The organism is Streptomyces sp. NPDC059696, from assembly GCF_042733745.1.
Lineage (GTDB): Bacteria > Actinomycetota > Actinomycetes > Streptomycetales > Streptomycetaceae > Streptomyces.
The window spans coordinates 10469-36997 of the sequence record NZ_JBHWFG010000007.1; the positions used below are offsets into that span (position 1 = coordinate 10469).

General features: G+C 71.4%; 21 protein-coding genes. 7 read left to right on the top strand and 14 right to left on the bottom strand.

The genetic code is table 11. The features are described 5' to 3' along the window. Positions 1-225 precede the first annotated feature (225 nt). Positions 226-3144, bottom strand: a complete 2919-nt coding sequence (locus tag ACFV20_RS09515) for a glycoside hydrolase family 48 protein (protein WP_385654364.1) — start codon at positions 3142-3144, stop codon at positions 226-228. A 452-nt stretch (positions 3145-3596) separates the two neighbouring features. On the opposite strand from ACFV20_RS09515, the gene ACFV20_RS09520 reads away from it, so the two are divergent. From ACFV20_RS09520 to ACFV20_RS09530, 3 genes are all read left to right on the top strand, one after another. Continuing rightward, the gene (locus ACFV20_RS09520; RefSeq protein ID WP_385654367.1) at positions 3597-5312 is read left to right on the top strand and encodes a glycoside hydrolase family 6 protein; all 1716 of its coding nucleotides are present in this window, start codon (positions 3597-3599) and stop codon (positions 5310-5312) included. A 130-nt stretch (positions 5313-5442) separates the two neighbouring features. Further along, positions 5443-6363 carry a class I SAM-dependent methyltransferase gene (locus ACFV20_RS09525; RefSeq protein ID WP_385654370.1) on the top strand — a complete coding sequence of 307 codons (921 nt, stop codon included), beginning with the start codon at positions 5443-5445 and terminating at the stop codon, positions 6361-6363. Between the two features lie 97 nt (positions 6364-6460). Then, positions 6461-7162, top strand: a complete 702-nt coding sequence (locus ACFV20_RS09530; protein ID WP_385654372.1) for an SDR family oxidoreductase — start codon at positions 6461-6463, stop codon at positions 7160-7162. Positions 7163-7313: 151 nt separating this feature from the next. Here the strand turns inward: ACFV20_RS09530 and ACFV20_RS09535 are convergent, their stop codons facing one another. From ACFV20_RS09535 to ACFV20_RS09545, 3 genes are all read right to left on the bottom strand, one after another. After that, complete coding sequence (locus tag ACFV20_RS09535) at positions 7314-8105, bottom strand: aldo/keto reductase (protein WP_385654878.1); 792 nt, start codon at positions 8103-8105, stop codon at positions 7314-7316. Positions 8106-8262: 157 nt separating this feature from the next. Further along, entirely contained in the window at positions 8263-10089 is a 1827-nt protein-coding gene (locus ACFV20_RS09540; RefSeq protein WP_385654374.1) for an AMP-dependent synthetase/ligase, read from the bottom strand. A gap of 324 nt (positions 10090-10413) precedes the next feature. Continuing rightward, entirely contained in the window at positions 10414-11289 is an 876-nt protein-coding gene (locus ACFV20_RS09545; protein ID WP_385654377.1) for a LysR substrate-binding domain-containing protein, read from the bottom strand. Positions 11290-11450: 161 nt separating this feature from the next. Between ACFV20_RS09545 and ACFV20_RS09550 the strand changes: the two genes are divergently transcribed. Then, positions 11451-12461: a bile acid:sodium symporter family protein gene (locus tag ACFV20_RS09550; protein ID WP_385654882.1), complete on the top strand. Its 1011-nt coding sequence runs from the start codon at positions 11451-11453 to the stop codon at positions 12459-12461. On the opposite strand, the gene ACFV20_RS09555 is transcribed toward ACFV20_RS09550, so the two are convergent. From ACFV20_RS09555 to ACFV20_RS09565, 3 genes are all read right to left on the bottom strand, one after another. Next, entirely contained in the window at positions 12397-13632 is a 1236-nt protein-coding gene (locus ACFV20_RS09555) for a DUF4185 domain-containing protein (protein ID WP_385654379.1), read from the bottom strand. The genes ACFV20_RS09550 and ACFV20_RS09555 overlap by 65 nt on opposite strands. Before the next feature lie 11 nt (positions 13633-13643). Next, complete coding sequence (locus ACFV20_RS09560) at positions 13644-15515, bottom strand: exo-alpha-sialidase (protein WP_385654382.1); 1872 nt, start codon at positions 15513-15515, stop codon at positions 13644-13646. Positions 15516-15652: 137 nt separating this feature from the next. Next, positions 15653-16570 carry a zinc-binding alcohol dehydrogenase family protein gene (locus ACFV20_RS09565; RefSeq protein ID WP_385654384.1) on the bottom strand — a complete coding sequence of 306 codons (918 nt, stop codon included), beginning with the start codon at positions 16568-16570 and terminating at the stop codon, positions 15653-15655. A gap of 103 nt (positions 16571-16673) precedes the next feature. Between ACFV20_RS09565 and ACFV20_RS09570 the strand changes: the two genes are divergently transcribed. Then, complete coding sequence (locus ACFV20_RS09570) at positions 16674-17108, top strand: MarR family winged helix-turn-helix transcriptional regulator (RefSeq protein WP_385654388.1); 435 nt, start codon at positions 16674-16676, stop codon at positions 17106-17108. Here the strand turns inward: ACFV20_RS09570 and ACFV20_RS09575 are convergent. Further along, positions 17105-17281, bottom strand: a complete 177-nt coding sequence (locus tag ACFV20_RS09575) for a hypothetical protein (RefSeq protein ID WP_385654391.1) — start codon at positions 17279-17281, stop codon at positions 17105-17107. The genes ACFV20_RS09570 and ACFV20_RS09575 overlap by 4 nt on opposite strands. 29 nt (positions 17282-17310) lie before the next feature. After that, positions 17311-17970, bottom strand: a complete 660-nt coding sequence (locus ACFV20_RS09580; RefSeq protein WP_385654394.1) for a hypothetical protein — start codon at positions 17968-17970, stop codon at positions 17311-17313. A 457-nt stretch (positions 17971-18427) separates the two neighbouring features. Here ACFV20_RS09580 and ACFV20_RS09585 point away from each other — a divergent pair, with 457 nt between their 5' ends. Both ACFV20_RS09585 and ACFV20_RS09590 read left to right on the top strand, forming a co-directional pair. Then, a complete protein-coding gene (locus ACFV20_RS09585; protein ID WP_385654396.1) occupies positions 18428-18790 on the top strand; it encodes a DUF5335 family protein in 363 nt (120 codons plus the stop codon). Between the two features lie 181 nt (positions 18791-18971). Then, a complete protein-coding gene (locus ACFV20_RS09590) occupies positions 18972-19919 on the top strand; it encodes a phosphotransferase family protein (protein ID WP_385654399.1) in 948 nt (315 codons plus the stop codon). Between the two features lie 136 nt (positions 19920-20055). On the opposite strand, the gene fdhD is transcribed toward ACFV20_RS09590, so the two are convergent. Genes fdhD through ACFV20_RS09615 form a run of 5 tightly spaced genes read right to left on the bottom strand, consistent with a single transcriptional unit; the run spans position 20056 to position 26501 of the window. Then, the gene (fdhD, locus tag ACFV20_RS09595; protein ID WP_385654403.1) at positions 20056-20904 is read right to left on the bottom strand and encodes a formate dehydrogenase accessory sulfurtransferase FdhD; all 849 of its coding nucleotides are present in this window, start codon (positions 20902-20904) and stop codon (positions 20056-20058) included. Between the two features lie 7 nt (positions 20905-20911). After that, positions 20912-21772, bottom strand: a complete 861-nt coding sequence (locus ACFV20_RS09600) for a 2Fe-2S iron-sulfur cluster-binding protein (RefSeq protein ID WP_385654406.1) — start codon at positions 21770-21772, stop codon at positions 20912-20914. Continuing rightward, on the bottom strand, positions 21769-23601 hold the full coding sequence (locus ACFV20_RS09605) for an NAD(P)H-dependent oxidoreductase subunit E (RefSeq protein WP_385654410.1): 1833 nt from the start codon (positions 23599-23601) through the stop codon (positions 21769-21771). Before ACFV20_RS09605 ends, ACFV20_RS09600 begins: the two co-directional genes overlap by 4 nt. A 6-nt stretch (positions 23602-23607) precedes the next feature. Further along, entirely contained in the window at positions 23608-25533 is a 1926-nt protein-coding gene (locus ACFV20_RS09610) for a molybdopterin oxidoreductase family protein (RefSeq protein WP_385654413.1), read from the bottom strand. Further along, the gene (locus ACFV20_RS09615; RefSeq protein WP_385654415.1) at positions 25530-26501 is read right to left on the bottom strand and encodes a 2-dehydropantoate 2-reductase; all 972 of its coding nucleotides are present in this window, start codon (positions 26499-26501) and stop codon (positions 25530-25532) included. The genes ACFV20_RS09610 and ACFV20_RS09615 overlap by 4 nt, the downstream gene beginning before the upstream one ends. Between the last annotated feature and the right edge of the window lie 28 nt (positions 26502-26529).

The window sequence follows — 26529 nt, forward strand, 5'->3', positions numbered from 1 at the left end:
GGGGTCCGGCGCGGGGGGGGGCCCCTGGGGGGGGGGGGGGGGGGGGGGGGGCGGGGGCCGCCGGCGGGGGCCCCGCCCCCCCCCGGCCGGGTCGGCCTCGCCGTCAGGTGGCGAGACCACGAACGCGGAGCCTCGGACGCTGTTCAGGGGCGCGGGGAACCGCGCGACCAGCCACGACGGACCCGCGGCCGGCCACGGCCCCACCCGGCCAGCGCCCGGCGGGGGCTATTCGAGAAGCTCCGCGTACGAGCCCATGGCCAGCGCGATGTCCGCCTGAGCCCAGAACCGGTGGTACGTGAACGACGGCACCGCGCCACCCTTGAGGTATGCCTCGATCTTCGACCAGGCCGGGTCGTCCTCGTAGAAGGAGCGGATCGACTCGAACGTCGACGACGAGTTGATCGCGTCACCGTTCGGCATCGTGCCGGTCCAGCCACTGGGGACGGTCACCCGGTCGTCGAAGCGGTTGTAGTCGGCCCGGTTCTCCGGGACCGCCACACCGAGGGCGTCCTGATGGTTGGCCCACATACCGTCCAGCAGCTTCTTCGCCGCCGCCGCGGCCTCCGTGTCACCGGAGCGGTCCGCGTAGTACGTCAGGGTCTTGGCGTACGCGGCCGCCACCCCGACGTCGTTGGTGTAGTCGGCGACGGTGACGTGCAGGCCGCTGTTGGAGCCGGGGCTGGAGGCGTTCCAGGTGTCGGGCTGGCCCGACCACTGCAGCGTCGAGGGGATGCGGTAGGTGCCGTCCGGGTTGAACGTGGTCTTGGACAGCGCCCAGTCGACCCACTTGTCGAGGACCGTTTTTGCCTGCGCGTTCCCCGTCTGCTGGTAGAGCTCGGCGACCCGCTCCATGGACCAGGCCTGGAAGCCGAACCACTGGTTGGACGGCGGGTCGTGGTACACGGGCTTCTCGTCGTAGTACATGCCGTAGAACGTGGACTTGCCCGACGGCGGGGTCGCGTAGCGGCCCGCCCAGCTGTTGGTCGCGCCGCCCGCGATCGCGCCCTCGTCCGACTGCAGCCAGCGGTAGAACTCCAGCTGCCGGTCCATGGACTTGGCCCAGTCCGCCGCGCCCGTCGCCGACTTCGGCTTCAGCGGCGCGTAGTTGGCGAGCGCGTAGGCGGCCAGGGGGTTCTGGTAGCCGCCGTGGGCGTGACTGGAGCCGATGCGCCAGGCCCAGCCGGCGTTCGTGTCGGTGGCGCCGCCCCAGGCGTAATACCAGGACAGCAGGTACATCGAGGCGTCCTTGCCGGTGCCCGCGGGGCAGGTGGCGGGTCCGACGCAGTTGCCGATCTTCTTGAAGTACTTGTCGTACATGGAGTAGCGCAGGTAGTCGCCCATCTTGGCGGCCTTGCCGACCGTCGCGGCCACCGCGGAGCCCTTGCCCTGCTCCTTCGCCCACAGGTCCGCCCAGTAGGCGGCCTGCACGGCCCGCGCGTCGGCGTCCGGGGCGTTGGTGAACTTCCACTGCTTGGCGTAGGAGGCGTCACCGGTGAACAGGTCCAGATAGCCGTTCTTGCCGCCGTACTTGAAGGCGTCACAGGTCGGCTGCGGCACCGTCTCCCACACCGACTCCTGCGCGCCGCGCTGGAAGGTGTTGATGTAGGACGGGCCGGTGTCCGACGGGCCCGCCTCGCACTTGCCGGGGGAATTGCCGAAGCCGTACACGTTGTCCACGTCCTGCAGCCAGTGCATGCCGTAGACGTCGTCCGTGCCGTACGCGCTCTTCAGCTCGGCGGCGATCGGGTCCCGCCCGGCCGCGACGGACGGGTCGAGCTTGGCCGGGTACTCCTCGGGTGTGTCCAGCTCGGGGGCGTAGGTGGCCGGCTTGGAGGCGTTGTAGAACGAGTTGGTCGGCTGGTCGGCGTGGGTGGGGATCATGTACTTCTCCATGATGTCCCACGCGCCGTTGAACTTCGACCAGTCACCCGTCACCTTGCCGTACATGGCCTGGAGCCACAGGAGGTAGCTGTACGCCTCCGAGGTGGTCTCGTGGCCGTGGTCCGGCGCCTCGACGATCAGCGTCTCCACCGAGTGGTAGGGGATGCCCTCGGGGGAGAAGTAGCCGTTCGCCGGGTTGGTGATCTTCCCGTAGAGCTCCAGGAAGCGGGCGTCGTAGACCTTCGCCGCCGCCAGCTGGGTCACGGTGACCGAGGCCTTGGCGTGGCCCGGGGCCGTCGACTCGAACACGGCCGAGCCGGTGCCCGAGTTCGCGGCCGAGACGGTCACCTTCTGCGCGGTGTTCCAGTTCTGCGGCGTGAACGTGAGCGAGGCGCCGGCCGCGACCGACAGCCCCGAGTTGCCGCTCGCGCGGGCCGAAGTCACCGTCACGTCGGAGGCCGGCTGCTTGGACAGCTTCACCTCGTAGGTGCCCGACTTGCCCGACTGCACGCCCAGCTGGAGCGGCGAGGCGACGACCGTCGGGCCCGAGGAGACGGTGATGCCGACCGGGGTGGAGTCGGCGGAGGCACCCATGCTGTCGTAGGCCTTCGCCACCAGCGAGTGACTGCCCGCGGCCAGGTCGGAGACGGACAGCGCGTAGGGCGCGCTCGTGTCCGTGCCCAGGAGCTTGGTGTCGTCGTAGAACTCCACCTTGCTGATGGTGGCGTTGTCCGCGGCGGCCGCGGTGGCCGCCAGTGGCACCGCCTGGCCCTGGGTGTAGACGGCGCCCGCGCTCGGGCTGGTCAGCACGGTGATCGGCGGCTGGTGCGCGCCGGTGCAGGGCGTGCCGTTGACCGAGAAGGAGGTGGGCGCGGTGTTGGAGCCGCTGTAGGAGAACTGGGCGCCGGTGGAGACGGCGGCGCCCGCCGCGACCCGCGCGTTGTGGGAGGCGTTCTTCACGGTGATGTTCTGCCCCGACTGCGACCAGGTGCCGTTCCAGCCGTTGCCCAGCTTCTGGTTGCCGGAGTAGGCGTAGGCCAGCGTCCAGCCGTCGATGGCGTCCGTGCCGCGGTTGGTGAGGGTCAGGTCCACCGTGAAACCTGAGCCCCAGTCGTTCGTCTTGTAGTCGACACTGCACTGGAGTGCCGCCGCCTGCGCGGGATTCGATCCTGAGGAGAGCATCGTCAACGGAAGAGCGAGAGCGGCGAGCGCGGCGGTCCACAGACGCCGCGTGGCTCTCCGCCTCCGGGGTGGGGGATGCATGGTGCTGGTTCCTCCTTGCGACTCGGATAAGTCAAGTCCTGAACCAGTGGGAGCGCTCCCATAGTGAGGACGGTGCCCGGGTCGGTCAAGTCCCTTGAAGAGTCGAATAGGTTCGACCTCGCGAGTTGAGTAAAAGTGAGCAACTCCCCTGTTCTTTACCGTCACTTGCCGCTACCTTCCTTGACACCAGTGGGAGCGGTTCCATCAGTCGACGCCTCCGTCACGACGCGTCCGACCTGCAAGGAGTCGCTCATGCGACACCCCCGCGTTCAGTACTTTGAGCCGCCGCCGACCTGAGTCGGTCGCGCGCGGCGGACAGCCGCCGCCTTTCGTGAGCCGCCTACGGCGCCGCCTCGGCCCCGGCATGCCCGCGAAGACCTCACCGCACCTGCGACCCCCCACGAGAACCGCGGACATCGCAAGGAACCCAACGACAAGAGGGACCCCCACTCATGAGCCGTACGAGAACCGCGTTACTGGCCGCCATGGCCCTGGTCGCAGGCGCGACCGGCACCGCCTTCGCCGTCGACCCGGGCGGCGCCGGCATCGCCGCCGTCCCCTGCACCGTCGACTACAAGATCCAGAACCAGTGGAGCACCGGCTTCACCGCCGCCGTGACCCTCACCAACAACAGTGCGGCCAAGTCCTCGTGGTCGCTGAAGTGGTCCTACGCCGGGAACCAGAAGGTGACCAGCGGCTGGAACGCCAAGATCAGCCAGAGCGGCGCCGCCGTCACCGCCGCCAACGAGACGTACAACGGACAGCTGGCGACCGGCGGCTCGGTCAGCTTCGGCTTCCAGGGCAGCTACAGCGGCAGCAACGCCATCCCGGCGACCTTCACCCTCGACGGCGTGACCTGCAACGTCGACGGCGGTGGCGGCCCCACGGACCCGCCGGACCCGGGGGGACCGTCCACCCGCGTGAACAACCCCTACGAGGGCGCGAAGGTGTACGTGAACCCGGAGTGGTCCGCCAACGCCGCCGCCGAGCCGGGCGGCAGCCGGGTCTCCGGCCAGCCGACCGGTGTCTGGCTGGACCGCATCGCCGCGATCAACGGCGCCGGCGGGAAGATGGGCCTGCGCGACCACCTCGACGAGGCGCTGCGCCAGAAGGGATCCGGCGAACTCGTCGTCCAGTTCGTCATCTACAACCTGCCCGGCCGGGACTGCTCCGCCCTCGCCTCCAACGGCGAGCTCAAGGCCGACGAGATCGGCCGCTACAAGACGGAGTACATCGACCCGATCAAGGCGATCCTCGCCGACCCGAAGTACGCCTCGCTGCGGATCGTCACCACGGTCGAGATCGACTCGCTGCCGAACCTCGTCACCAACACCGGCAGCCGCCCGACGGCCGTCCCGCAGTGCGACGTGATGAAGGCCAACGGCAACTACGTCAAGGGCGTCGGCTACGCGCTGAACAAGCTGGGCGACGTGCCCAACGTCTACAACTACGTCGACGCCGGGCACCACGGCTGGATCGGCTGGGACGACAACTTCGGCCCCACCGCCGCCATCATGAAGGAGGCGGCGACCGCCGAGGGGGCCACGGTCAACGACGTCCACGGCTTCATCACCAACACGGCGAACTACAGCGCCCTGAAGGAGGACAACTTCACCATCAACGACACCGTGGCCGGCAAGTCCGTCCGCGAGTCGAAGTGGGTCGACTGGAACCGCTACGTCGACGAGCTGTCCTACGCCCAGGGCTTCCGCAACCAGCTGGTCTCGGCGGGCTTCGACGCGAACATCGGCATGCTGATCGACACGTCCCGCAACGGCTGGGGCGGCGCCGCCCGGCCCACCGGACCGGGCGCGAGCACCAGCGTCGACACCTATGTCGACGGTGGGCGGTACGACCGTCGTCTCAACGCCGGCAACTGGTGCAACCAGGCCGGGGCCGGCCTCGGCGAGCGCCCGAAGGCCGCGCCGGCCGCGGGGATCGACGCGTATGTGTGGATGAAGCCGCCGGGCGAGTCCGACGGGGCGAGCAAGCAGATCCCGAACGACGAGGGCAAGGGCTTCGACCGCATGTGCGACCCGACCTACACGGGCAACCCGCGCAACAACAACAACATGTCCGGTGCCCTGCCGGACGCACCGTTGTCCGGCAAGTGGTTCTCCGCCCAGTTCCGGCAGCTGATGCAGAACGCGTACCCGCCGCTGTCCTGACCGGTTCCCGGTGAACCGCTGATCCGCCGGGGCCCCGGCCCCGGCGGATTTTGCGGGACCGGCAACAGCACTGGCCTGCGCCCGGTGCGTCGGCGCACGCTGACCGCATCCGAGCGAGAGGCTGACCACCATGGCGCACCCCCACCACGACGACCACCAGCCCGGCCGCGAGCACGGCCGGCACGGCCACGGCGCTCACCACGGCCACACGGACCTCGACTGGGCCGAGATGGGCCCGGTGCTGGAGTCCTCGGCGGAGCTGTTCGCGCCCCTGTACGAGCGGGCGTTCGCCTGGCTGGCGCAGGAGGTGACCGAACCGGGTCTGATCGTCGACGCGGGCAGTGGTCCGGGTGTCGTGTCGTGCCTGTTCGCGGAAGAGTTCCCGGGCGCCCGGATCATGGCGGTGGACGGCTCCGAGGCGCTGCTGGAGCGGGCCCGGGCGCGCGCCGGGCGACTTGGCGTCGCCGACCGCTTCGGCACGCTCGCCGGCGAGCTGCCCGAGGTGCTCGCCGAGCTGGACTACCCCGCCGACCTGCTGTGGGCGAGCCGCAGCCTGCACCACCTGGGCGACCAGCGGGCCGCGCTGGCCGCCTTCGCCCGGCACCTCGCACCGGGTGGCACGCTGGCCCTCATGGAGGGCGGCCTGCCTCTGCGGTTCCTGCCGCGTGACATCGGCATGGGCCGTCCCGGACTCCAGGCGCGGATCGACGCGGTGGAGGCGGACTGGTTCACCCGGATGCGCACCGACCTGCCCGGGCACGTGGCCGAGACCGAGGACTGGCCGGCCCTGCTGACCGCCGCGGGGCTCAAGCCGACCAGGACGCACAGCTTCCTGCTCGACCTGCCGGCCCCCGCCTCCGAGCGGGCACGCGCCTATGTCGTGGCGTCCTTGTCGCACATGCGCGACAAACTCGCCGAGGGGCTCGACGCCGAGGACCTCGCGACCGTCGACCGGCTGCTCGACCCCGACGACGAGGCGAGCCTGCACCGCCGCCCGGACGTGTTCGTCCTGGAGGCCCACACGGTGCACACGGCGGTCCGGCCCGGGTAGCGGCGGCCCTTGACTTCGAGGGCGCTTCAACTGATGGACTCCCCGGCATCGCATCCGGACCACATCGCGCTCCGGACCACATCACGAGGGGGAATCCATGTCCGACTCCCAGGTCGCGCTCATCACCGGTGGTGGCAGCGGCATCGGCGCCGCTGTCGCCCGCACGTTGCTGGACGCCGGGCACCGGGTGGCGGTCACCGGCCGCGGGGAGCAGCGGCTGCGTGACTTCGCCGAGGGGCTGGGACGTCCCGAGGGGCTGCTGACGATCGCCGGTGACACCGCCGTGTACGACGACGTCCGGGCGGCGGTCGACACCACGGTCAAGGCGTTCGGACGGCTGGACACCGTGGTCGCCAACGCCGGTTCCGCGACCCACGACACGGTCGCGGAGGGGGACCCCGAGGGCTGGCGGGACATGGTGCTGACCAACGTCCTCGGACCCGCTCTGCTGATCAGGGCGTCCATCGACGCCCTGAAGGAGACGCACGGGCGGATCGTGCTGGTGGGGAGCGTCGCCGGGTTCGTCCACGGGCCGGGCAATCTGTACGGGGCCACCAAGTGGGCCGTGACCGGGCTCGCGGAGAACACCCGGCGGCAGGTCACCGAGTGGGGCGTGGGCGTCACCCTGGTCGCGCCGGGCCGCACGGAGACGCCCTTCTGGGACTCCTACGGCAGTCTCCCGCCCGGTCATCTCCTCACGGCCGGGCAGATCGCCGACTCGGTGGTGTGGGCGATCCGTCAGCCGGCCGGCGTCGACGTCAACACGGTCGTCATACGGCCGGTGGGACAGCCGGTCTGAGACGAGGGAACGGCGGTGACCCGGCCCGGACCTGCGAAGGGCCTCCGGGACGGGCCACCGCCGTCGGGTCCGGCCCTGTGGGGGAAACACCGGGGGCACCGCCGTCGGTCCGGCCCTGCGGGGGAATCCGGACCGCGCGCCGCGGTGCCGCTCAGGCGCCGTTGAACTCCGCCGGGTCCGGGCCGATGCGCCGGTCCTCGTTCAGGGCGCTGATGGCCGCCAGGTCCTCGTCGTCGAGGCTGAAGTCGAAGACGTCGATGTTCTCCTTGATCCGCGACGGGGTCACGGACTTCGGGATCACCACGTTGCCCAGCTGGAGGTGCCAGCGGAGCACCACCTGCGCGGGGGTGCGCTCGTGCTTGCGGGCGATGGCGACGATCGCCGGGACCTCCAGCAGGCCCTTGCCCTGGCCGAGCGGCGACCAGGCCTCGGTGGCGATGCCGTGCTGCGCGTGGAACTCGCGGGAAGCACCCTGCTGCAGGTGCGGGTGCAGCTCGATCTGGTTCACCGCCGGGACGACCGACGTCTCACCGATCAGCTTCCGCAGGTGCTCGGGAAGGAAGTTGGAGACACCGATGGCCCGGATGCGGCCGTCGGCGTGCAGCTTCTCGAACGCCTTGTAGGTGTCGACGTACAGACCCCGCTCCGGCGTCGGCCAGTGGATCAGGTACAGGTCGACGAAGTCCAGGCCGAGCTTCTCCAGCGACGTGTCGAAGGCGCGCAGCGTGGAGTCGTATCCCTGGTCGGCGTTCCAGAGCTTCGTGGTGACGAAGAGCTCCTCGCGGGGCACCCCGGAGGCGGCGATGGCCTTGCCGGTGCCCTCCTCGTTGCCGTAGATCGCCGCGGTGTCGATGCTGCGGTACCCGGCCTCCAGTGCCGTCGCGACGGCCGTCTCGGCCTCGTCGTCCGGCACCTGCCAGACGCCGTAGCCCAGCTGGGGCATCTCGACGCCGTTGTTCAGGATGATCGGGGGGACCTTGCTCACGAGCTCTCGATCCTTCGGTAAGTGGTCAGGTGTGCTCCCATCGTCAACGATCACGGGCGGTGATGCATTCCTGACGGGAGAATTCCGAAGCCACACCTGCCCCGTGAGGCGGACGTCACGCCCGGTAGAGCGCCTCGACCTCGTTCTCGTACGCCTTCTCGATCGCCTTGCGCTTCAGCTTCAGGGACGGGGTCAGCAGCCCGTGCTCCTCGGTGAACGGCTGGGCGAGTATGCGGAAGGTGCGGATCGACTCGGCCTGCGAGACGAGGGTGTTGGCGGCGACCACCGCGCGGCGCACCTCCGTCTCCAGATCCGCGTCGCGCACCAGCTCCGCCGGGGACATCTGCGGCTTGGCCCGCATGGCCAGCCAGTGCTCCACGGCCTCCTGGTCGAGGGTGACCAGGGCGGCGATGTACGGGCGGTCGTTGCCGACGACGATGCACTGGTTGACCAGCGGGTGGTCCCGGACGCGTTCCTCCAGCACACCGGGGGAGACGCTCTTGCCGCCGGACGTGACCAGGATCTCCTTCTTGCGGCCGGTGATGGTGAGGAAGCCGTCCTCGTCCAGCGTGCCGAGGTCGCCGGTGGCGAGCCAGCCGTCGTGCAGGGTCGCGTCGGTGGCCTTCTGGTTGTTGAGGTACCCCTGGAAGACGTTCTCCCCGTGCAGCCAGATCTCGCCGTCGTCCGCGATGTGCACGGTCATGCCCGGGATGGGCTGCCCCACCGTGCCGAACCGGGTGCGTCCGGGCGGGTTGGCGGTGGCGGCCGCCGTGGACTCCGTCAGGCCGTAGCCCTCGTAGATGTGCACGCCCGCCCCGGCGAAGAACAGTCCGAGCCGGCGGTCCATCGCCGAGCCGCCGGACATGGCGTGCTTGATGCGGCCGCCCATCGCGGCGCGGATCTTGCTGTAGACGAGCTTGTCGAACAGCTGGTGCTGCATGCGCAGGCCCGCCGACGGACCGGGGCCGATGCCCCAGGCCTTGGCCTCCATCGCGTCGGCGTACTTGATCGCGATGTCGACGGCCTTCTCGAAGGGACCGGAGCGGCCCTCCTTCTCGGCCTTGCGGCGGGCCGCGTTGAACACCTTCTCGAAGATGTACGGCACGGCCAGGAAGAACGTCGGCTTGAACGCCGCCAGGTCCGGCAGCAGGGCCGCCGCGTTCAGCTGCGGCTGGTGGCCGAACTTCACCTTGCCGCGGATCCCGGCGACCTGGACCATCCGCCCGAAGACGTGCGCGAGCGGCAGGAACAGCAGGGTCGACGCCTCGTCGCCGCGCCTGGAGTGGAACACCGGCTCCCAGCGCTCGATGACGGTGTCCGCCTCGTACATGAAGTTGCCGTGGGTGATGACGCAGCCCTTGGGGCGGCCGGTGGTGCCCGAGGTGTAGATGATCGTGGCGACCGAGTCGGGTGTGACGGCCTGCCGGTGGCGGTGCACCACCTCGTCGTCCAGGTGCGCGCCCGCGTCGTACAGCTCGTGCACGGCGCCGGAGTCCAGCTGCCACAGGCGGCGCAGCTGGGGGAGCCGGTCGATGACGGTGGCGATGGTCATCGCGTGGTCCTCGTGCTCCACGACCGCGGCCGTCACCTCGGCGTCGTAGAGCATCCAGAAGCACTGCTCGGCCGAGGACGTCGGGTAGACCGGCACCACCTGGGCGCCGATCGTCCACAGCGCGTAGTCGAAGAGGGTCCACTCGTAGCGCGTGCGGGACATGATCGCGACGCGGTCGCCGAACCGGATGCCGCTCGCGAGCAGGCCCTTGGCCAGCGCGAGCACCTCGTCGCGGAACTCGGCGGCGGTCACGTCCCGCCATTGGCCCGTGTCGTCCTTGCGGCCCAGCGCGATGCGCAGCGGGTCTTCCTGGGCATGCTCGAAGACCACGTCGGCCAGGCCACCCACCGGAGGTGCCGACGCCAACGGAGGGTTGGTGAACTCGCGCAAACCCCGCTCCCCGCTCCTCAGCGCTCCTGTCGAGTGACGCCCCGCACAGCGCGGTGAAAGCTACCCCAACCGGCCAGGGGGCGGGAGGGGGTGCGAAGGCGAGCAGCGCTCTTGTCTGCGCTGGTCAGCCAGGGAAAAAGCGCTCACATGGGGAAGGGTCGGACACAAAACTGACGGTTGAGTAAGTTTCGGTGCCGTAATCTCCACCGAATCTGTACGAGTCCGGCCGCGGCGCGACGAGCCTCGTGGCGGGGGCTCTTCTGTCAGCGGAGCGGCGGCGGATTCTGTCACTCTGCTTCCGTCGCGGGTGACGGACCGCGCAGATCAGAGGCCCTTGCGCTCGCGGTGCAACCGGTCCCCGCCCGCCAGGATCGCCGCCGCCAGCGCGTTGGCCGCACCCTGTGCGGACGGCCGGCGCCTGCCGTGGACCAGGACGAAGTCGACCTGCCCCAGTTCCGGCAGCCCCGCCCGGTCCGGGACCCGGACCAGACCCGGCGGGATCAGGCCGCGGGAGTGGGCCATCACCCCGAGGCCGGCCCGGGCCGCCGCGACGAGGCCGTTCAGGCTGCCGCTGGTGCACACGACCCGCCATGGCCGGCCCTGCCGCTCCAGCGCCTCCAGGGCGAGCGCGCGGGTGATGCCCGGCGGGGGGTAGACGATGAGCGGCACCGGACGCTCCGGGTCGAGCCGGAGGCGTTCGGCGCCGATCCACACCAGCCGGTCGTGCCGGACCAGCTCGCCCCGCGGATCCTCGGGGCGCCGCTTGGCCAGGACCAGATCCAGCTTCCCGGCGGCCAGCTGCTCGTGCAGCGTGCCCGACAGCTCGACCGTCAGCTCCAGGTCGACCTCCGGGTGCTCGTGCCGGAAGCCCTCCAGGATCTCGGGCAGCCGCGTCAGCACGAAGTCCTCCGAGGCGCCGAAGCGCAACCGGCCGCGCAGCCGGGTGCCGGTGAAGAACGCCACGGCCTGCTCCTGGACCTCCAGGATGCGGCGCGCGAAGCCCAGCATGGCCTCGCCGTCCTCGGTCAGCTCCACCGAGTGCGTGTCCCGGGTGAACAGCGTCCGCCCGGCCGCGTCCTCCAGTCGCCGCACGTGCTGGCTGACCGTCGACTGCCGCAGTCCGAGCCGCCGCGCGGCCTGCGTGAAGCTCAGTGTCTGCGCCACCGACAGGAACGTGCGCAGATGGGACGGCTCGTACACAGCACCAGGCTATCGCGGAACGCGATGACAGTGAGAGCGGTGTACGGGATTCCCGATCGCCGGCCGGGGGAGCAGGATGGAGCGGGGCCGCCCGCGGCCCACGACCGACCGAAGCACCGAGCAAGTGGAGCACCGTGAAACGCCTGCGCCGGCCGAACCGGATGCCGATCGACCCCTACATCCTGTCGCTGCTCGGGACGGTGGGCCTCGCCGCACTCCTCCCGGCCCGCGGGTCGGCCGCCGATGTCGCCTCAGGCGCCTCCACGGCGGCGGTCGCCCTCCTCTTCTTCCTGTACGGCACGCGGCTCTCCACGCGTGAGGCGCTCGACGGCCTGCGGCACTGGCGGCTGCACGTGACGGTCCTGGCCTGCACCTTCCTGGTCTTCCCACTGCTCGGGCTCGCGGCCCGCGGGCTGGTGCCGGTGATCCTGACACACCCGCTCCACCAGGGCCTGCTCTTCCTCACGCTGGTCCCCTCGACCGTGCAGTCGTCGATCGCCTTCACCTCGATGGCCCGCGGCAACGTGCCGGCCGCGATCTGCGCGGGCTCCTTCTCCTCGCTCGTCGGCATCGTCGCCACCCCGCTGCTCGCGGCCTGTCTGCTCGGCGGCAGCGGCGGCGGATTCTCCGCCGGGTCGCTGCTGAAGATCGTGCTGCAACTCCTGGTGCCGTTCCTCGCCGGGCAGCTGCTGCGCCGCTGGATCGGCGGTTTCGTCACCCGCCACAAGAAGGTCCTCGGCCTGGTGGACCGCGGCTCGATCCTGCTCGTCGTCTACACCGCGTTCAGCGCGGGCATGGTCCAGGGCATCTGGCACCAGGTCAGCCCGGCACGGCTGGGCGGTCTGGTCGTCGTCGAGGCCGTGATCCTCACCGTGATGCTGCTGCTGACCTGGTACGGCGGCAAGGCGCTGCGGTTCGGCCGGGGGGACCGGGTCGCGATCCAGTTCGCCGGCTCGAAGAAGTCCCTGGCCGCCGGACTGCCCATGGCGAGCGTCCTGTTCGGCGCGCAGGCGGCGCTCGCCGTGCTGCCGCTGATGCTCTTCCACCAGATGCAGCTCATCGTCTGCGCGGTGATCGCCAAACGGCGCGCGCGGGAGGCGGCGGCGGTCACCGCGGCGGAGCCAGTCGCAACGACACGAACCGTGGTCGGTACAGGGACACGTTCCGGCTGAGCCGCTCGGCGGCGCCCGTCGTCTCCAGCCAGTTGACGTCATAGCTCAGCACGAGCCGCCCGTCCCCGCTCAGCACCGGATGCGCCTGCGGGTTGTAGGCGGCGACCTGCCCTTCGGGCAGCGGGGGGCTGAACTCGTCCGCCGGACCGTGCCACGGCCCGGCGGGCGAACAGGCCCAGTAGGACGCGATGGTGGTCAGACCCTTCGGGCCGGCGGCCATCGTGAACAGCACGTACGTGCCGCCGTGCCGGACGACCGAGAACGCGCTGCCGACGCCCGTGCGCCGCCCGTCCCCGAGCACCGGCCGGGGGCGGGCGCCGGGCACCCACGCCGAACCGCTCCAGTACTGCCAGGCCGACGGATCGCCGAGCGCGCCCTCCGGCACGCGGGCCGCGTAGGCGTACGAGGCGGGGCGGGAGGCGGCCCGGCCGTCGTCGCCGCCGAACACATAGGTCCAGCCGTCCTCCTCGACCAGCGTCGTGCCGAACAGCACCCGCCGGGACGCGTCGGGGACCCGATGCTGGCCGAGCACCTCGACGATCGACTCCAGGCGCAGGTCCGGCAACGACAGCGTGGCGACCTCGGTCGCGGTGGGCACCCCGTAGATCCAGGGCGCCCGGCCCGCCGCGCGCACCCACAGCAGCACCCGCACGACCTGCTCCGGGGAGCCGGGGGAGCGGGGTTCGACGCGGGCGGCGACCGGCCAGCGCCACCGGCCGGGAGCGGGGTCGGCGAACAGCGGGGCGGGCAGGGTTGTTTCGAGGCGGCCGTCGCGCATCAGCACGGCGGAGTTGCGCACGAGCGGCGTGCCGGCGTCCCGCCAGGCGTAGGACTCGCCGTGCGGGTTGGGCGGGCCGTACACGCGGCCCAGATAGGTGTCCGAGAACAGCCACAGCACCCGGCCGTCCGGCAACCGCACCGAGTGGGTGCCGTCGCCGCCGGTCCAGTCGTCCGTGCGGCTCGCGTCGTCACCGTAGCGGGCGAACTCCGCGTCGAGACCGTCGTCCGCCGTCCAGGAGTCGACCGTGAGCGCCCGGCAGGCGTCGTCCGGACGGCCGTCGTCGTCGGGCAGGGCGATGAGCAGCGCCGCGCCGAGAACCAGGACCAGCAGCAGGCCGGTCCAGGTTCCCGTGCGCTGTCGGGCGCGTAATGCTCCTGAGGCGTCGGGCACGCCCCGTGACGTTAGCTGCCGCCGCTCACCCGGTCCATGGGCAGCCACAGCACCGTGCCCCGGGAGGCCGCGTCGGAGGCGCCGGAGGCCAGCTCCTCGTCGCTCAGGGCCCGCTTCCACACCCGGACCTCGTCGATCGCCCCGGTGAGGAACGCCCGGCTGTCCATGCGCTGCCCGATGTGCACGCCGAACGGGGAGTTGCGGCTGACCGAGCCCGGCACGTCGGCGGTGTCGAGCGCCTCACCGTCGAGGAAGAGCGTCAGCCGCCCGCCACCGCGGCGCAGCGCGAGATGGTGCCAGCGGCCGTCGTTGTGGGCGCCGTCGGTGGACACCGAGGCGGACCTGACGGTCGTCGCGCCCGACCGGGTGGTGATCAGCCCCCTGACCCGGTCGCTCGCCGGTTCCCCGCGCAGCCAGATCTGCGGCTGGGTGGTGCCGATGCCGCCCATCCACAGGAAGGGCTGCTCGCCGGCCGTGGCCGTGTAGCGGAAGTGCAGTGACGCCGTGAAGTCCCCGTCTCCGAGCGGCAGCCGGGACCGGTACGGCAGCCGTACGGCGTCGTCCGTGCCGTCGAAGGACAGGGCGCCGCCGCGGACACCGGCCGTGCGCGTGGCACCGCCGAGCACGGCCGCGGGCCTGGCGCCCACCGCCGCGTCCCGCGTGGTCGGGTCGGCGCCCCGGCGCGGCTTCAACCAGTCCTCGGTGAAGCGGGCGAAGCGGATCTCGTCGCGCGCGTCGACGGCGCCACCCTCGTACAGCAGCCCGATCGTGCTGCCGTCGACGGGTGCCATGTCGGAGTAACCGGACCAGTCCGTGGTGACGACCGTGCCCCGGTCCACGCTCTCCCAGGTGCGCCCGCCGTCGTAGGAGGAGCGGACCATCATCGTGCGGCGCCGGTCGGGGTCGGCCGGAGCGGACAGCAGCATCCGGTCGCCGCGGCGCAGGGTCGCGCCCTGGACCTGCGGGGTGTACAGGTCCGGCAGGTCGCGGAAGGGCGCGGCGAAGCTGTCCCCGCCGTCCAGGCTGAGGGTCTGGGAGCGGTGGCCGAGGTCGGTGCCGTCCTGTTCCCGGCCGCTGACGAGCAGGGCGCCGTCGGCGCGTTCGGTGAGCGTCACCTCCGACGGCTTCTGCCGGAACGTGCCGTCCAGCGCTATGGGCCAGGTGTCCGTGGCCCCGATCTGCCACGAGTCGCCGCCGTCGTCGCTGGTCACGAGTGCGGCGTGGTTGGCGGAGACCCGGCTGCCGTTCCACGTCTCGGTGTTGACGCCGAACACCAGCCGCCCGGCGTGCCTGCCGCGGGTGAGCTGGATGCCGTGCACGGGGCCCGTCGCGTACCAGGAGTTCCAGTCCTCGGGCAGGATCTCGTCGCTCAGGTCGCGCGGCTTCGACCAGGTCCGGCCGTCGTCGTCGCTGTACTGCAGGTGGGGGGTGCGGTCGCAGGGCACGGCGCAGTTGCCGCTGTCCGTACGGCCGGTGTTGTACGTCTCGGCCAGCAGGATCCGGCCCGTCTCGCGGTCCACGACGGGCGCCGGGTTGCCGTGCGTGTCGCCCGCGCCCTCGGTGACGACCTGGAGCGGCCCCCAGGTACGGCCGCCGTCGGTGGAGCGTTTGACGACGATGTCGATGTCGGCCGCGTCACCGCAGTTGAGGACCCGGCCCTCGGCGAAGGCGAGCAGGGTGCCGCGGGTGGTGCGCACCATCGCCGGGATCCGGAAGCAGGCGTAGCCGGGGTCCTGGGACGCCTTGAACAGCACCTGCTGCTCGAACTCCGGTAACGGTGCGGCGGGTCGGCCGTGGGCCGGGACCGCCGGCACGAGCAGCGCCCCGGCGGTGACGGCGGCTGTCAGGGTGGATCTCAGACGTGCGCGAAGACTTGACGGCATGGTGCGACCTGCCCTTCATGCGTCTGTCGGCTGGACCACCTGGCCATGGAACAGACATCCGGTCATCCGGACATTCCACGTCCCATGTGTGGGTCACAGACGGTACTTGGCTCACAGACCCCCCACAAGGACCCGCGTCAGGGGATCAGGACGACCTTGCCGAGGTTGGACCGGCCCTCGATCTCCGCATGCGCCTTCGCCGCGTCCTCCAGGGCGAACTCCCCGTGGACGGCGGGCCTGAGTTCTCCGGCGCCGAACAGCCGCCACAGCTCCTCGCGCCACTGCTCGTACAACTCCGGCTTCCCGCGGGCGATCCGGGCCATCTGGAACCCGCTCACCGACTTGGCGTCCACGAGCAGGTCGTAGGCCTGGATGGCGCCGCCGCCCGAGCTGTACGCCACCAGCCGCCCTTCGGGGACGAGCGCGTGCAGGGCGCGGGTGAGCAGCTCGCCGCCGACCGCGTCCAGCACGTAGTCGACGGGGGTGCCCCAGCTTGAGTCGCCGTACGCGATGACGTGGTCGGCGCCGAGACCGCGCACGAAGCCGGCCTTGCCCGGGTCGGACACGGCGCCCAGGACACGCCCCGCGCCGCGTGTCCTGGCCAGCTGGACCGCCAGGTGGCCGACGCCGCTCGCGGCCGCGGTGATCAGGGCCGCCTCACCCGGTTCGGGGCGGGCCGCCTCCAGGGCGCCGAGGGCGACCAGGCCGCTGCGGACCAGGGCGACCGCGTCGACGGCGCTCGCCTCAGCGGGGACCGGGGAGGCCATGGCCTCGTGCAGCACGGCGAAGTCCGCGTAGCCGTGGCCGAAGCAGAGCCCGGTCACCCGGTCGCCGGTGCCGAAGCGGGTGACGCCCTCTCCCACGGCCGTGACCTGCCCGGCGATCTCGCCGCCGAGCGGGATCGGTTCGGCCGCCTCGGTGACCTTGCGTACGACCGGGAGCGTGACACCGATCGCCTCCGTGCGCACGAGCAGCTCGCCGGGGCCGGGCCGGGGGAGTGGTGCCTCCTCCAGGAACAGGGGGCCGCCTGGGGTTTCGTAGCGGACGCGGCGCATCGCACCTCCGGGGTCGCCGGGATTCCCGACGAGATCGTTGGGAGGGCCAACGGTATAGGAGGATCATAGGGAGAACCAACGATTTCTTGGATAGGCTGCGTCCATGCCGGAAACTCCCCTCCCCGCGATCCGCTCCCTGCCCAGCTGGCTGCTCGGCCGTGCCGCGGCCCGCGGCCGGGCCCTGGTGGCGGAGGCGCTGGCCGCGCAGGACATGAGGATGTGGCACCACGTGGTGCTGTCCGCCGTCCGCGACCTCGCCCCCGTCGCCCAGGCCGACCTCGGCCGCGGGATCCGCCTCGATCCCAAAGACCTGGTCGGGATCCTGAACGACCTTCAGACGGCGGGCCTGGTCGTACGGGAACCGGACCCCAGGGACCGCCGCAAGAACGCGGTCTCCCTCACCCCGCGCGGAGCCCGGCTGCTGGAGCGCTGCGAGAAGGCGGCCCGCGCCGCCAACGACGAACTGCTCGCACCGCTGTCGGCGGACGAGCGGGAGCAGTTCACGGCCATGCTGCTCCGGATATCCGAAACGGCCTAGCCCAGGTACCACCTGGCGTACTCGGCGAATCCGTGCTCCTCGAGGTAGGCGTTCTCGTCCGCCGCCGAAGGCCGGTGCTCGCTCCACTCGTCCCGGTCGTCCAGGACGATCCGGCCCTCCTCGGCCAGTTTCTTCGCGTGGTCGTACGCCGCCGCGTTCAATTTCACCGTCATGCCGTTCACCGCCGTATCGACTGTCGTGTTCAGATGCCGGCCGCCGCAGACCGGATGTCCTGCCGTGCTTGCCCCATCAGCTCGTCCAAGTCGCCGACCTCCGGATCGAGTTCCCGCGCGCGCGGCGCGATCTGCTGCAGCCATGTCGCGGTGGCCACGCCCAGTTCGGCGGCCTCCCGGGTCCGCTCCTCGCCGAGCAGTTTCTCGACCTTGAACGCAATGCTCGCCAGCGTGTCGTCATCGGTGGCAGGCACCAGGTAGGACTCCAGGCCCGGGGGATACGGTGTCCGCTCCCGGTACTCGCGCATCGCGGTCACGACCGCGGGCATCGCGCTGTACCGGTCGAGGAGGCCCATGAAGACGTACAAGCGGGCCACCAGCCGTGGCAGGCCGGGGTGCCGATCCAGCCAGGCCATCAGCTCACGCTGATCACCGAAGCGGTCCATGATCTGTGACATCGCCTCCGCGATCCGGGTGGGCCAGGTCCAGTGGAAGGGCAGCAGCCGCGCCACCTGATGGGCGAGCGCCGCCTCGCCCTCCGCGTCCAGCGTGCCGGTGACGAAATCGGCGACCTGCCTGCGGTCGAGTCCGTAGTCGGTCGGCGCCGCCCGGTCCTGTGAGCTCTGCGACGAGTCGTGGCGCAGACGCAACAGCTGCGTGCCGATCTTGCTCAATGTCGGGTTCCGCATTGTTCCTCCCAGCCTCCCGGCCTCCCGGCTCGTCCGGAGCGGCCGAACGCCCCGCTCCGGCTCGGATCCGTGCGACCGCCCCACCACTTTCGCGGCTCGCTGCCGCCGCCCCTTCCGCCTCGGGACACGGCCGGCGAGGGCGCCACCCTGCGCCGGCGCTGCGAGCGCGGTTGTGGCAGCTTTCAGTAGACATTCCGCTGCCGGCATCCCTCTTCGTCCGTCCGGTACGAGAGGCGAAGTCGCCACTTGATCCTGCAGGCGGAGGCGCCCGCTCGGTCGTCGGGGAGTCCCGCTCCGCCCGTATCGACGTCTCGACGTCCGCCCCGTGGTGCTTCGGCCCGGACTCGTCCAGGCAGGTCCAGCGGGGCCGTACGGCTCGACCTGTCAGGCCGAGGCAGTCGCTCAGGGCCGTGCCTACCGTCGTGGGGAGCAGATCGCCAGCGGAGGAGGAACGACGATGGCCGGTACAGAAACGCTCGACCGAAGCACCTGGGAGACCGCCCTCAACCAGATGACCGCAGAACACCAGGGTGAGTTCGTCACCCTCGAGGTACTGGACCCCGAGGTCGGGCACCAGTACGAAGCCAACCGGCTGCCCTTCGCCGGCATCGTGTACGACCCGAAGGACGACGCAGTGGTCGTCTCCGTCGGCGGAGGGTCGCCGCGCTACCCCGTCGTCCTGCGGCACCTGGTGTGGCACCCCAGGGAGATCGACGTCGCCACGCGGGACATTCCCGAGCCGGCGGTCCGGACGGTCGACAAGGACGGCACCGCCACGCTGATCACCTTCTTCCCCAAGGAGTCCGGCACGGAGTCCTGACCCGTGAGGCGCGCCCGCCGTCGGCACTGTTCCGCCGCGTACCACCGGCGGACCGCACGGCGCCCGGCAGCCCTGCGTCACCGGGTGTCGTGCGAGCGACGGGCCTACCGTGGGAGATGGCCCCGACGTCGGCCCCGTCGACCGGCCGGTCGTTCACGCCGGGGGCGGAAGGAGGCACGAGATGTCCGATGCGATACGGGACACCACGGCCCGGCGCGTACGACATTTCGTCGACGCCGGATACCCCGACGCCGCGCCCGTCGAGGCGGCGGTGGAGGGAGCCGTCTACCGGCTCGGGGACGGAACGGTGGCCAAGGTGTGGGAGCGCCGACGTGGATCCGAACTGCGGCGGATGCAGCGTTTCTACGCCGATGCCGCCACCCGCCTGCCGTTCCGCGCCCCGGAGATCCTCGCCGTCGAGGACATCGACGGTGTCCCGATGACCGTGGAGCGGGAGCTGACGGGCGAGCCCTTGGCGGGCAGGGTCCGCACCGACGACCCGGACGAGGTGCTGCCCGAAGCGGTCGACTGCCTGGTCGGCGTGCTGCGCGCCCTCGCGGACGCCCATGACGTCGACGAGGTCAAGCGCCTTCCCGTGCTGGACGAGGAACGCCCGCTGTGGGAAGACCACGCCACGTTCGGATCCGCCCTGGCGGATCTGGTGGACCGGCGAGCCGGCCGGTACGCGGACCGGCTCTCCGCGCAGGTCCGCGACTTCGACGACACGCGCGCCCGGGTGCTTCGCAAGCTGCGCGCGCTGCCCCGAACAGACGAGGCGGTCGTCCACGGTGACGTCTTCCCGGAGACCGTGCTGGTGGACGACGACCTGCGGCCGCTCGCCCTCGTGGACTACGGCTTCCTGTCCACGGCCGGGGACCCCCGGTTCGACGCCGCCGTGGCCGCGGCCATCTTCCCGGCGGGCACCGAGCACGCGACGGAGATCACCCGGCAGCTCACCACGCGGTTCGCCGAGGAGTTCGGCTACGCGGTCGACGACCTCCTGCTGTACCGGGCCGCCTACGCGATGGCCACGAGCGACGCCTTCGCGCCGGGCGGCGGTGACGAGCACTTCGCCTGGTGCGTCACCGTGCTCGAGGACCCGGCAGTCGCCGAGTCCCTGCACCGGTGACGCACCGCGCGGGCAGCGACCAGCGACCGACTCACCCGAACAACATGGCCTGGGCAGGCCGAGACGGGGCCCCTGCGGCGCAGGGGGCGCTCCCCGCCGGCCGGGGCCCCGCCGCCGTGTCGCGGGAGGGACCTGCTCAGCCCTGGGCGGCCGCGGCCCGCACAGCGATCCGGTCCTCACCCGCGTACACGTTCATGGAACTGCCCCGCAGGAAGCCCACCAGCGTCAGGCCCGACTCGGTGGCCAGGTCCACCGCCAGCGAGGACGGCGCCGACACGGCCGCCAGGACCGGAATCCCCGCCATCACGGCCTTCTGCGCCAGCTCGAAGGAGGCCCGGCCCGACACGAGCAGGACCGTCCGCGACAGCGGCAGCTCCCCGTTCTGCAGGGCGCGGCCGACCAGCTTGTCGACCGCGTTGTGCCGGCCCACGTCCTCCCGGACGTCCAGCAGCTCGCCCTCTTCCGAGAACAGGGCCGCCGCGTGCAGGCCCCCGGTCCGGTCGAAGACCCGCTGGGCCGCGCGCAGCCGGTCGGGGAGGCTCGCGAGCAACTCGGGGGAGATCCGGACCGGGGGAGTGTCGGCGACGGGCCACCGGGTCGTGGTGCGCACCGCGTCCAGCGACGCCTTGCCGCACAGCCCGCAGGAGGACGTGGTGTAGACGTTGCGCTCCAGCGTGATGTCGGGGACCACCACGCCCGGGGCCGTCTTCACGTCGACCACGTTGTAGGTGTTCGAACCGTCGGCCGTCGCCCCGGCGCAGTAGACGATGTTCTGCAGGTCGTCCTGCCCGCCCAGCACCCCCTCGCTCACCAGGAAGCCCGCCGCCAGCGCGAAGTCGTCGCCCGGGGTGCGCATGGTGATCGCCAGGGGCCTGCCGTTCAGCCGGATCTCCATCGGCTCCTCGGCGACGAGCGTGTCCGGGCGGCTGGAGACCACCCCGTCCCGGATGCGGAGCACCTTGCGTCGTTCCGTGACTCGTCCCATGTCCTGATCAGTCCCGGTTCTGTACGTGCTGGTAGCCGAAGCGGCCCTTGATGCAGAGATTGCCGTGGGTCACCGGGTTGTCGTGCGGTGAGGTGACCTTCACGATCTCATTGTCCTGCACGTGCAGCGTCAGGTTGCAGCCCACTCCGCAGTACGCGCACACCGTGGTCGTCTCCTTCTGCCGTGCCTCGTCCCAGGTACCCGCCGCACGCATGTCGAACTCGGACTTGAAGGACAGCGCGCCCGTGGGACACACCTCGATGCAGTTCCCGCAGTACACGCATGCCGAGTCGGTCAGCGGCGCGTCGTGCTCCACGGCGATCCGGGCGTCGAAACCGCGCCCGGCGACCGAGATCGCGAAGGAGTTCTGCCACTGCTCGCCGCACGCGTCGACGCACTTGTAGCAGAGGATGCACTTGTCGTAGTCGCGGACGTACAGGTCGTTGTCGATCCTCGGCTCCTCGCCGAGGCGGGCCGCGTCCGGGCCGAAGCGGTCCGGCTTCGCTTCGTACTCCTTGAGCCACCCGGCGACCTTCGGGGTCGTCGACAGATCGACCGAGGACGCGAGCAGTTCCAGGACGACCTTGCGGCTGTGCCGGGTGCGCTCGGTGTCCGTGCGGACCTCCATGCCCGGCTCCGCCTTGCGGGAGCAGGCCGGGACGAGCGTCCTCGCCCCCTCGACCTCGACGACACAGACCCGGCAGGCGTTCTTCGGGCGCAGGGTGTCGCCCTCGCACAGGGTCGGGACGTCCTTCCCCGCGGCCCGGCACGCGTCCAGGATCGTCGAGCCCTCGGGGACCCTGGCCTCCTCGCCGTCGAGGGTGAACTCCAGCATGCGGCGCGGGGTCCCCAGCGGTGTGACGGTCATTCGTACGCCCCCAGACGGTCGATGGCGGATTCCACGGCGTTCCACGCGGTCTGTCCCAGACCGCAGATCGAGGCGTCCCGCAGGGTGCGGCCGACCTCCCGCAGCAGCGCGATGTCCCCGGCGGCGTCGGCGCCCGTGCGCTCCACGATCCGGTGCAGCGCCTCCTCCTGCCGCACCGTCCCGACCCGGCAGGGCACGCACTGCCCGCACGACTCGTCGCGGAAGAACTCCGCGATGCGCAGCAGCAGCCGGGGCAGGGGCACGCTGTCGTCGAACGCCATGACGACACCCGAGCCGAGCGTCGTGCCCGCCTCCCGGGTGCCTTCGAAGGTGAGCGGGACGTCCGTCTCGTCGGCCCGGACGAAGCCGCCCGCGGCCCCGCCCAGCAGCACGGCGCGCAGTCGCTCGCGCACCCCGGCGAGCATGAGCACCTCGCCCAGCGTCGCGCCGAACGGCACCTCGTAGACGCCGGGCCGGTCCACGCTCCCGGAGACGCAGAACAGCTTCGGACCGGTGGACCGCCCGGTGCCGATCGCCGCGTACGCCGGGGCGCCCATGGTCAGGATCGGCAACACGTTGACCAGCGTCTCGACGTTGTTCTCGACCGTAGGCTTGCCGAACAGGCCCTTCTCCACCGGGAACGGCGGCTTGGAGCGCGGCTCGCCCCGGTAGCCCTCGATGGAGTTGAACAGGGCCGTCTCCTCACCGCAGATGTAGGCGCCCGCGCCGCGCCGGATCGCGATGTCGAAGGCGTAGCCCTGCCCGAGGACGTCGTCGCCGAGCAGTCCGCGCGCCCGGGTCTGCGTGATCGCGTGCTCCAGCCGGTGCAGGGCGCGCGGGTACTCGCCGCGCAGATACAGATAGCCCTGGTGCGCGCCGGTCGCGTACCCGGCGATCGTCATCGCCTCGACGAGCGCGTACGGGTCGCCCTCCATCAGCACCCGGTCCTTGAAGGTGCCCGGCTCCGACTCGTCGGCGTTGCAGACGAGGTAATGCGGATGGTCGGGCTGCGACGCCGGGGCCTGCCATTTGCGGCCGGTGGGGAAGGCGGCGCCGCCGCGCCCGAGCAGGCCCGAGTCGGTGACCTCGCGGATGACCCCGGCGGGACCCAACTCGAAGGCCCGGCGCAGGGCGGTGTAGCCGCCGTGGGCGCGGTAGTCGTCGAGGGACGACGGGTCGACCACTCCCACGCGGCGCAGCAGCATCAGGCCGTCCTGCCCTGCCTGGGGCACCGCCGACGCGGCCGGTGGCTCCTGCGGTGCGGAGTCCGGCGCGCTCGCGGCGAGCACGGCCTCCCCGACGGTCGCCGGCGCCGAGACCGCTGTACGCACCGGATCTCCGGCCCTGATGGCGAGCGCGGCCGGGGCCCGTTCGCACAGGCCGAGGCACGGGCTGCGCTCGACGCTCACCCCGCTGCCGAGACCCAGTCGCGCCTCGATCCCGGCGCACAGCTCCGGCGCCCCGGCCGCCGCGCACGCCAGGTCCGTGCACACGTGGAGCACGGTCGCCGGACGCGGCTCGACCGAGAACATGGCGTAGAAGGTGGCGACCCCGTAGGCCTCCGCCGGCGGCACCGTCAGCCGCCGGCACAGGTAGCCGAGGGCGCCCTCGCTGATCCAGCCGATCCGGTCGTTGATCGCGTGCAGCCCCGGCAGCAACAGGTCACGGCGGTCCCGGGCCTCGCGTCCGCCCCGCGCCCACCGCAGATCGGCGGCTCGCATCTCGTCGCGGTCGGCCCCCTCCCAGGAGGACTCCGCGGGCCCGAGCAGGGCGTCGACGGCCGCCCGTTCCTCGTCCGTCGGTTTGCTGTCACCGAAGTGCAGGTCCACGTGCTCTCACCCCACGATGGTCGCGATGGGCAGCTTCTCGATCCGGATCGCCGACGCCTTGAACTCCGCCGTCCCCGCGATCGGGCAGTTCGCCTCGATCGTCAGGGCGTTGGTGTCCACCTCGTCGGGGAAGTGCATGGTCATGAAGGCGAGCCCCGGCCGCAGCGCGGTGTCCACCCACACGGGCGCGGTCACCGACCCGCGCCGCGACGTCACCTGGACGTGCTCGCCGACCACGACCCCGTAGCGCTCGGCGTCCTCCGGGGACAGCTCGACGAACTCGCCGCGCCGCAGCGGCGAGGCGTAACCACCGCTCTGCACACCGGTGTTGTACGAGTCGAGCCGCCGCCCGGTGGTGAGCCGGATCGGGTAGTGCTCGTCGGTGATGTCCACGGGCGGGTCGTGCTGCACGATCCCGAACGGCGCGAGCGGGCCCCGCCGGGCGGGGTCGGTCTCCCACAACCGGCCGTGCAGATAGGTCGATTCGAGCCCGTCCGTGCTCGGGCAGGGCCACTGGATGCCCTGGTGCTCCTCCAGGCGCTCGTAGGTCATGCCGTGGTGGTCGGGCGAGACGGACCGCAGTTCGTTCCACACCGTCTCGGCGTCGGCGTACTTCCAGTCGTGCCCGAGCCGGGCCGCGAGGTCGCAGAGGATGTCGATGTCCTCGCGGGCCTCGCCGGGCGGGGTGACGGCCTTGCGGACGCGTTGGACCCGCCGCTCGCTGTTGGTGGTCGTGCCGTCCGTCTCCGCCCAGCCGGCGGTGGCCGGCAGGACGACGTCCGCGAGCTGGGCCGTCTTCGTCAGGAAGATGTCCTGCACGACCAGGAAGTCCAGGGCCCCCAGCCGCCGCACGGCCTGCTCGCTGTCCGCCTCGGACTGCGCCGGGTTCTCGCCGATGCAGTAGACGGCCCTCAGCGTGCCGTCCTCCATGGCCTCGAACATCTCGGTGAGGTTCAGGCCGTAGTGCGGCTGGATGACGGTGTCCCAGGCCGACTCGAACTTCAGCCGGGTGTCCGGGTCGAGGATGTCCTGGAAGCCGGGCAGCCGGTTGGGGATCGCGCCCATGTCGCCGCCGCCCTGCACATTGTTCTGCCCGCGCAGCGGCTGCAGGCCCGAGCCGTAGCGGCCGACGTGCCCGGTGAGCAGCGAGAGGTTGATCAGGGCGCGGACGTTGTCGGTGCCGTTGTGGTGCTCGGTAATGCCGAGGGTCCAGCACAACTGGGCGCGCTCGGCGCGGGCGTAGGCGTGCGCCAGCTCCCGGATCGCCGCGGCCGGTACGCCCGTCACCTTCTCGGCGAGCGACAGCGTCCACGGCTCGACCAGGGCCCGGTACTCCTCGAAGCCGGTGGTGGCCCGCTCGATGAACGCCTGGTTGGCGAGTCCCGCGTGAATGATCTCGCGGCCGATCGCGTGCGCCATCGGGATGTCCGTGCCGACGTTGAGCCCCATCCAGCTCTCCGCCCACTCGGCGGTCGACGTCCGGCGCGGATCGACCGCGTACATCCGGGCGCCGTTCCTGATCCCCTTCAGCACGTGCTGGAAGAAGATCGGGTGCGCGAACCGGGCGTTGGAGCCCCACATCACGATGACGTCGGTGTGCTCGATCTCCTCGTACGACGACGTCCCGCCGCCCGAGCCGAACGCCGCCGACAGCCCCGCCACGCTCGGGGCGTGGCAGGTGCGGTTGCAGGAGTCGACGTTGTTGGTGCCCATGACGACCCGGGCGAACTTCTGCGCCACGTAGTTCATCTCGTTGGTGGCACGGGCGCAGCTGAACATCCCGAAGGCGCCGCGGTTGCGCCCGAGGCCGCGGGCGGCCCGGTCCAGGGCCTCCTCCCAGGTGGCCTGCCGGAACGGCTCGTCGCGGGAGTCCCGGACGAGCGGGTGGGTGAGCCGGGTGTAGGTCGTGGGGGTCCGGTCGCGTTTCCTCATGCGGCGCTCCTCAGCGCGAGCAGGTCCGAGATGGCGTGCACGGTGCGCAGGGTGGGCACCTCCACGCCGGTGATCTCCGCCAGTTCGACGACCGCCGCGAGCAGCACGTCGAGTTCGAGCGGCTTGCCGCGCTCCAGGTCCTGGAGGGTGGAGGTGCGGTGGTCGCCGACCCGCTCGGCGCCCGCGAGCCGGCGCTCGACGGAGACTCCGACCTCGCAGCCGAGGGCCTCGGCCACCGCCAGTGTCTCGGTCATCATGATCTCGATGACCCTGCGGGTGCCGCCGTGCAGGCACATCTGCCGCATGGTCGCGCGGGCCAGGGCGCTGATCGGGTTGAAGGAGATGTTGCCCAGCAGCTTGACCCAGATGTCGCCGCGCAGGTCCGGCTCGACCGGGCACTTCAGCCCGCCCGCCTGCATGGCCTCGCTGAACGCGAGGCAGCGCGCGGAGCGGCTGCGGTCCGGCTCGCCGATGGAGAACCGTGTGCCCTCCAAGTGACGTACGACGCCCGGCCCTTCGAGTTCGGTCGCCGCGTAGACGACACAGCCGACAGCCCGTTCCGGCGCGAGCACCGCACTGACCGCGCCGCCCGGGTCGACACTCTCGACACGACGGCCGTCGTACGGGCCGCCGTGCCGGTGGAAGTACCACCAGGGGATGCCGTTCTGGGCCGCGACGACCGACGTCGTCTCGTGCAGCAAGGGCGCGATCAGCGGCCCGCACGCCGCGTACGCGTGGGCCTTCAGGCCCAGGAACACATGGTCGACCGGGCCGACTTCGGCCGGATCGTCGGTGGCGTGGGGGTGCGCGGTGAAGTCACCGCGTGGACTGCGCACCCGGACTCCGTGCCGCCTCATGGCCGCCAGATGCGGTCCACGGGCGATGAGATGCACCTCGGCACCCGCGCGGTGGAGCGCGGCGCCGACGTAGGCACCGATGGCACCGGCGCCGAGAACTGCGACTTTCACGGGAACACTCCGTTCGGTTTGAGGGATA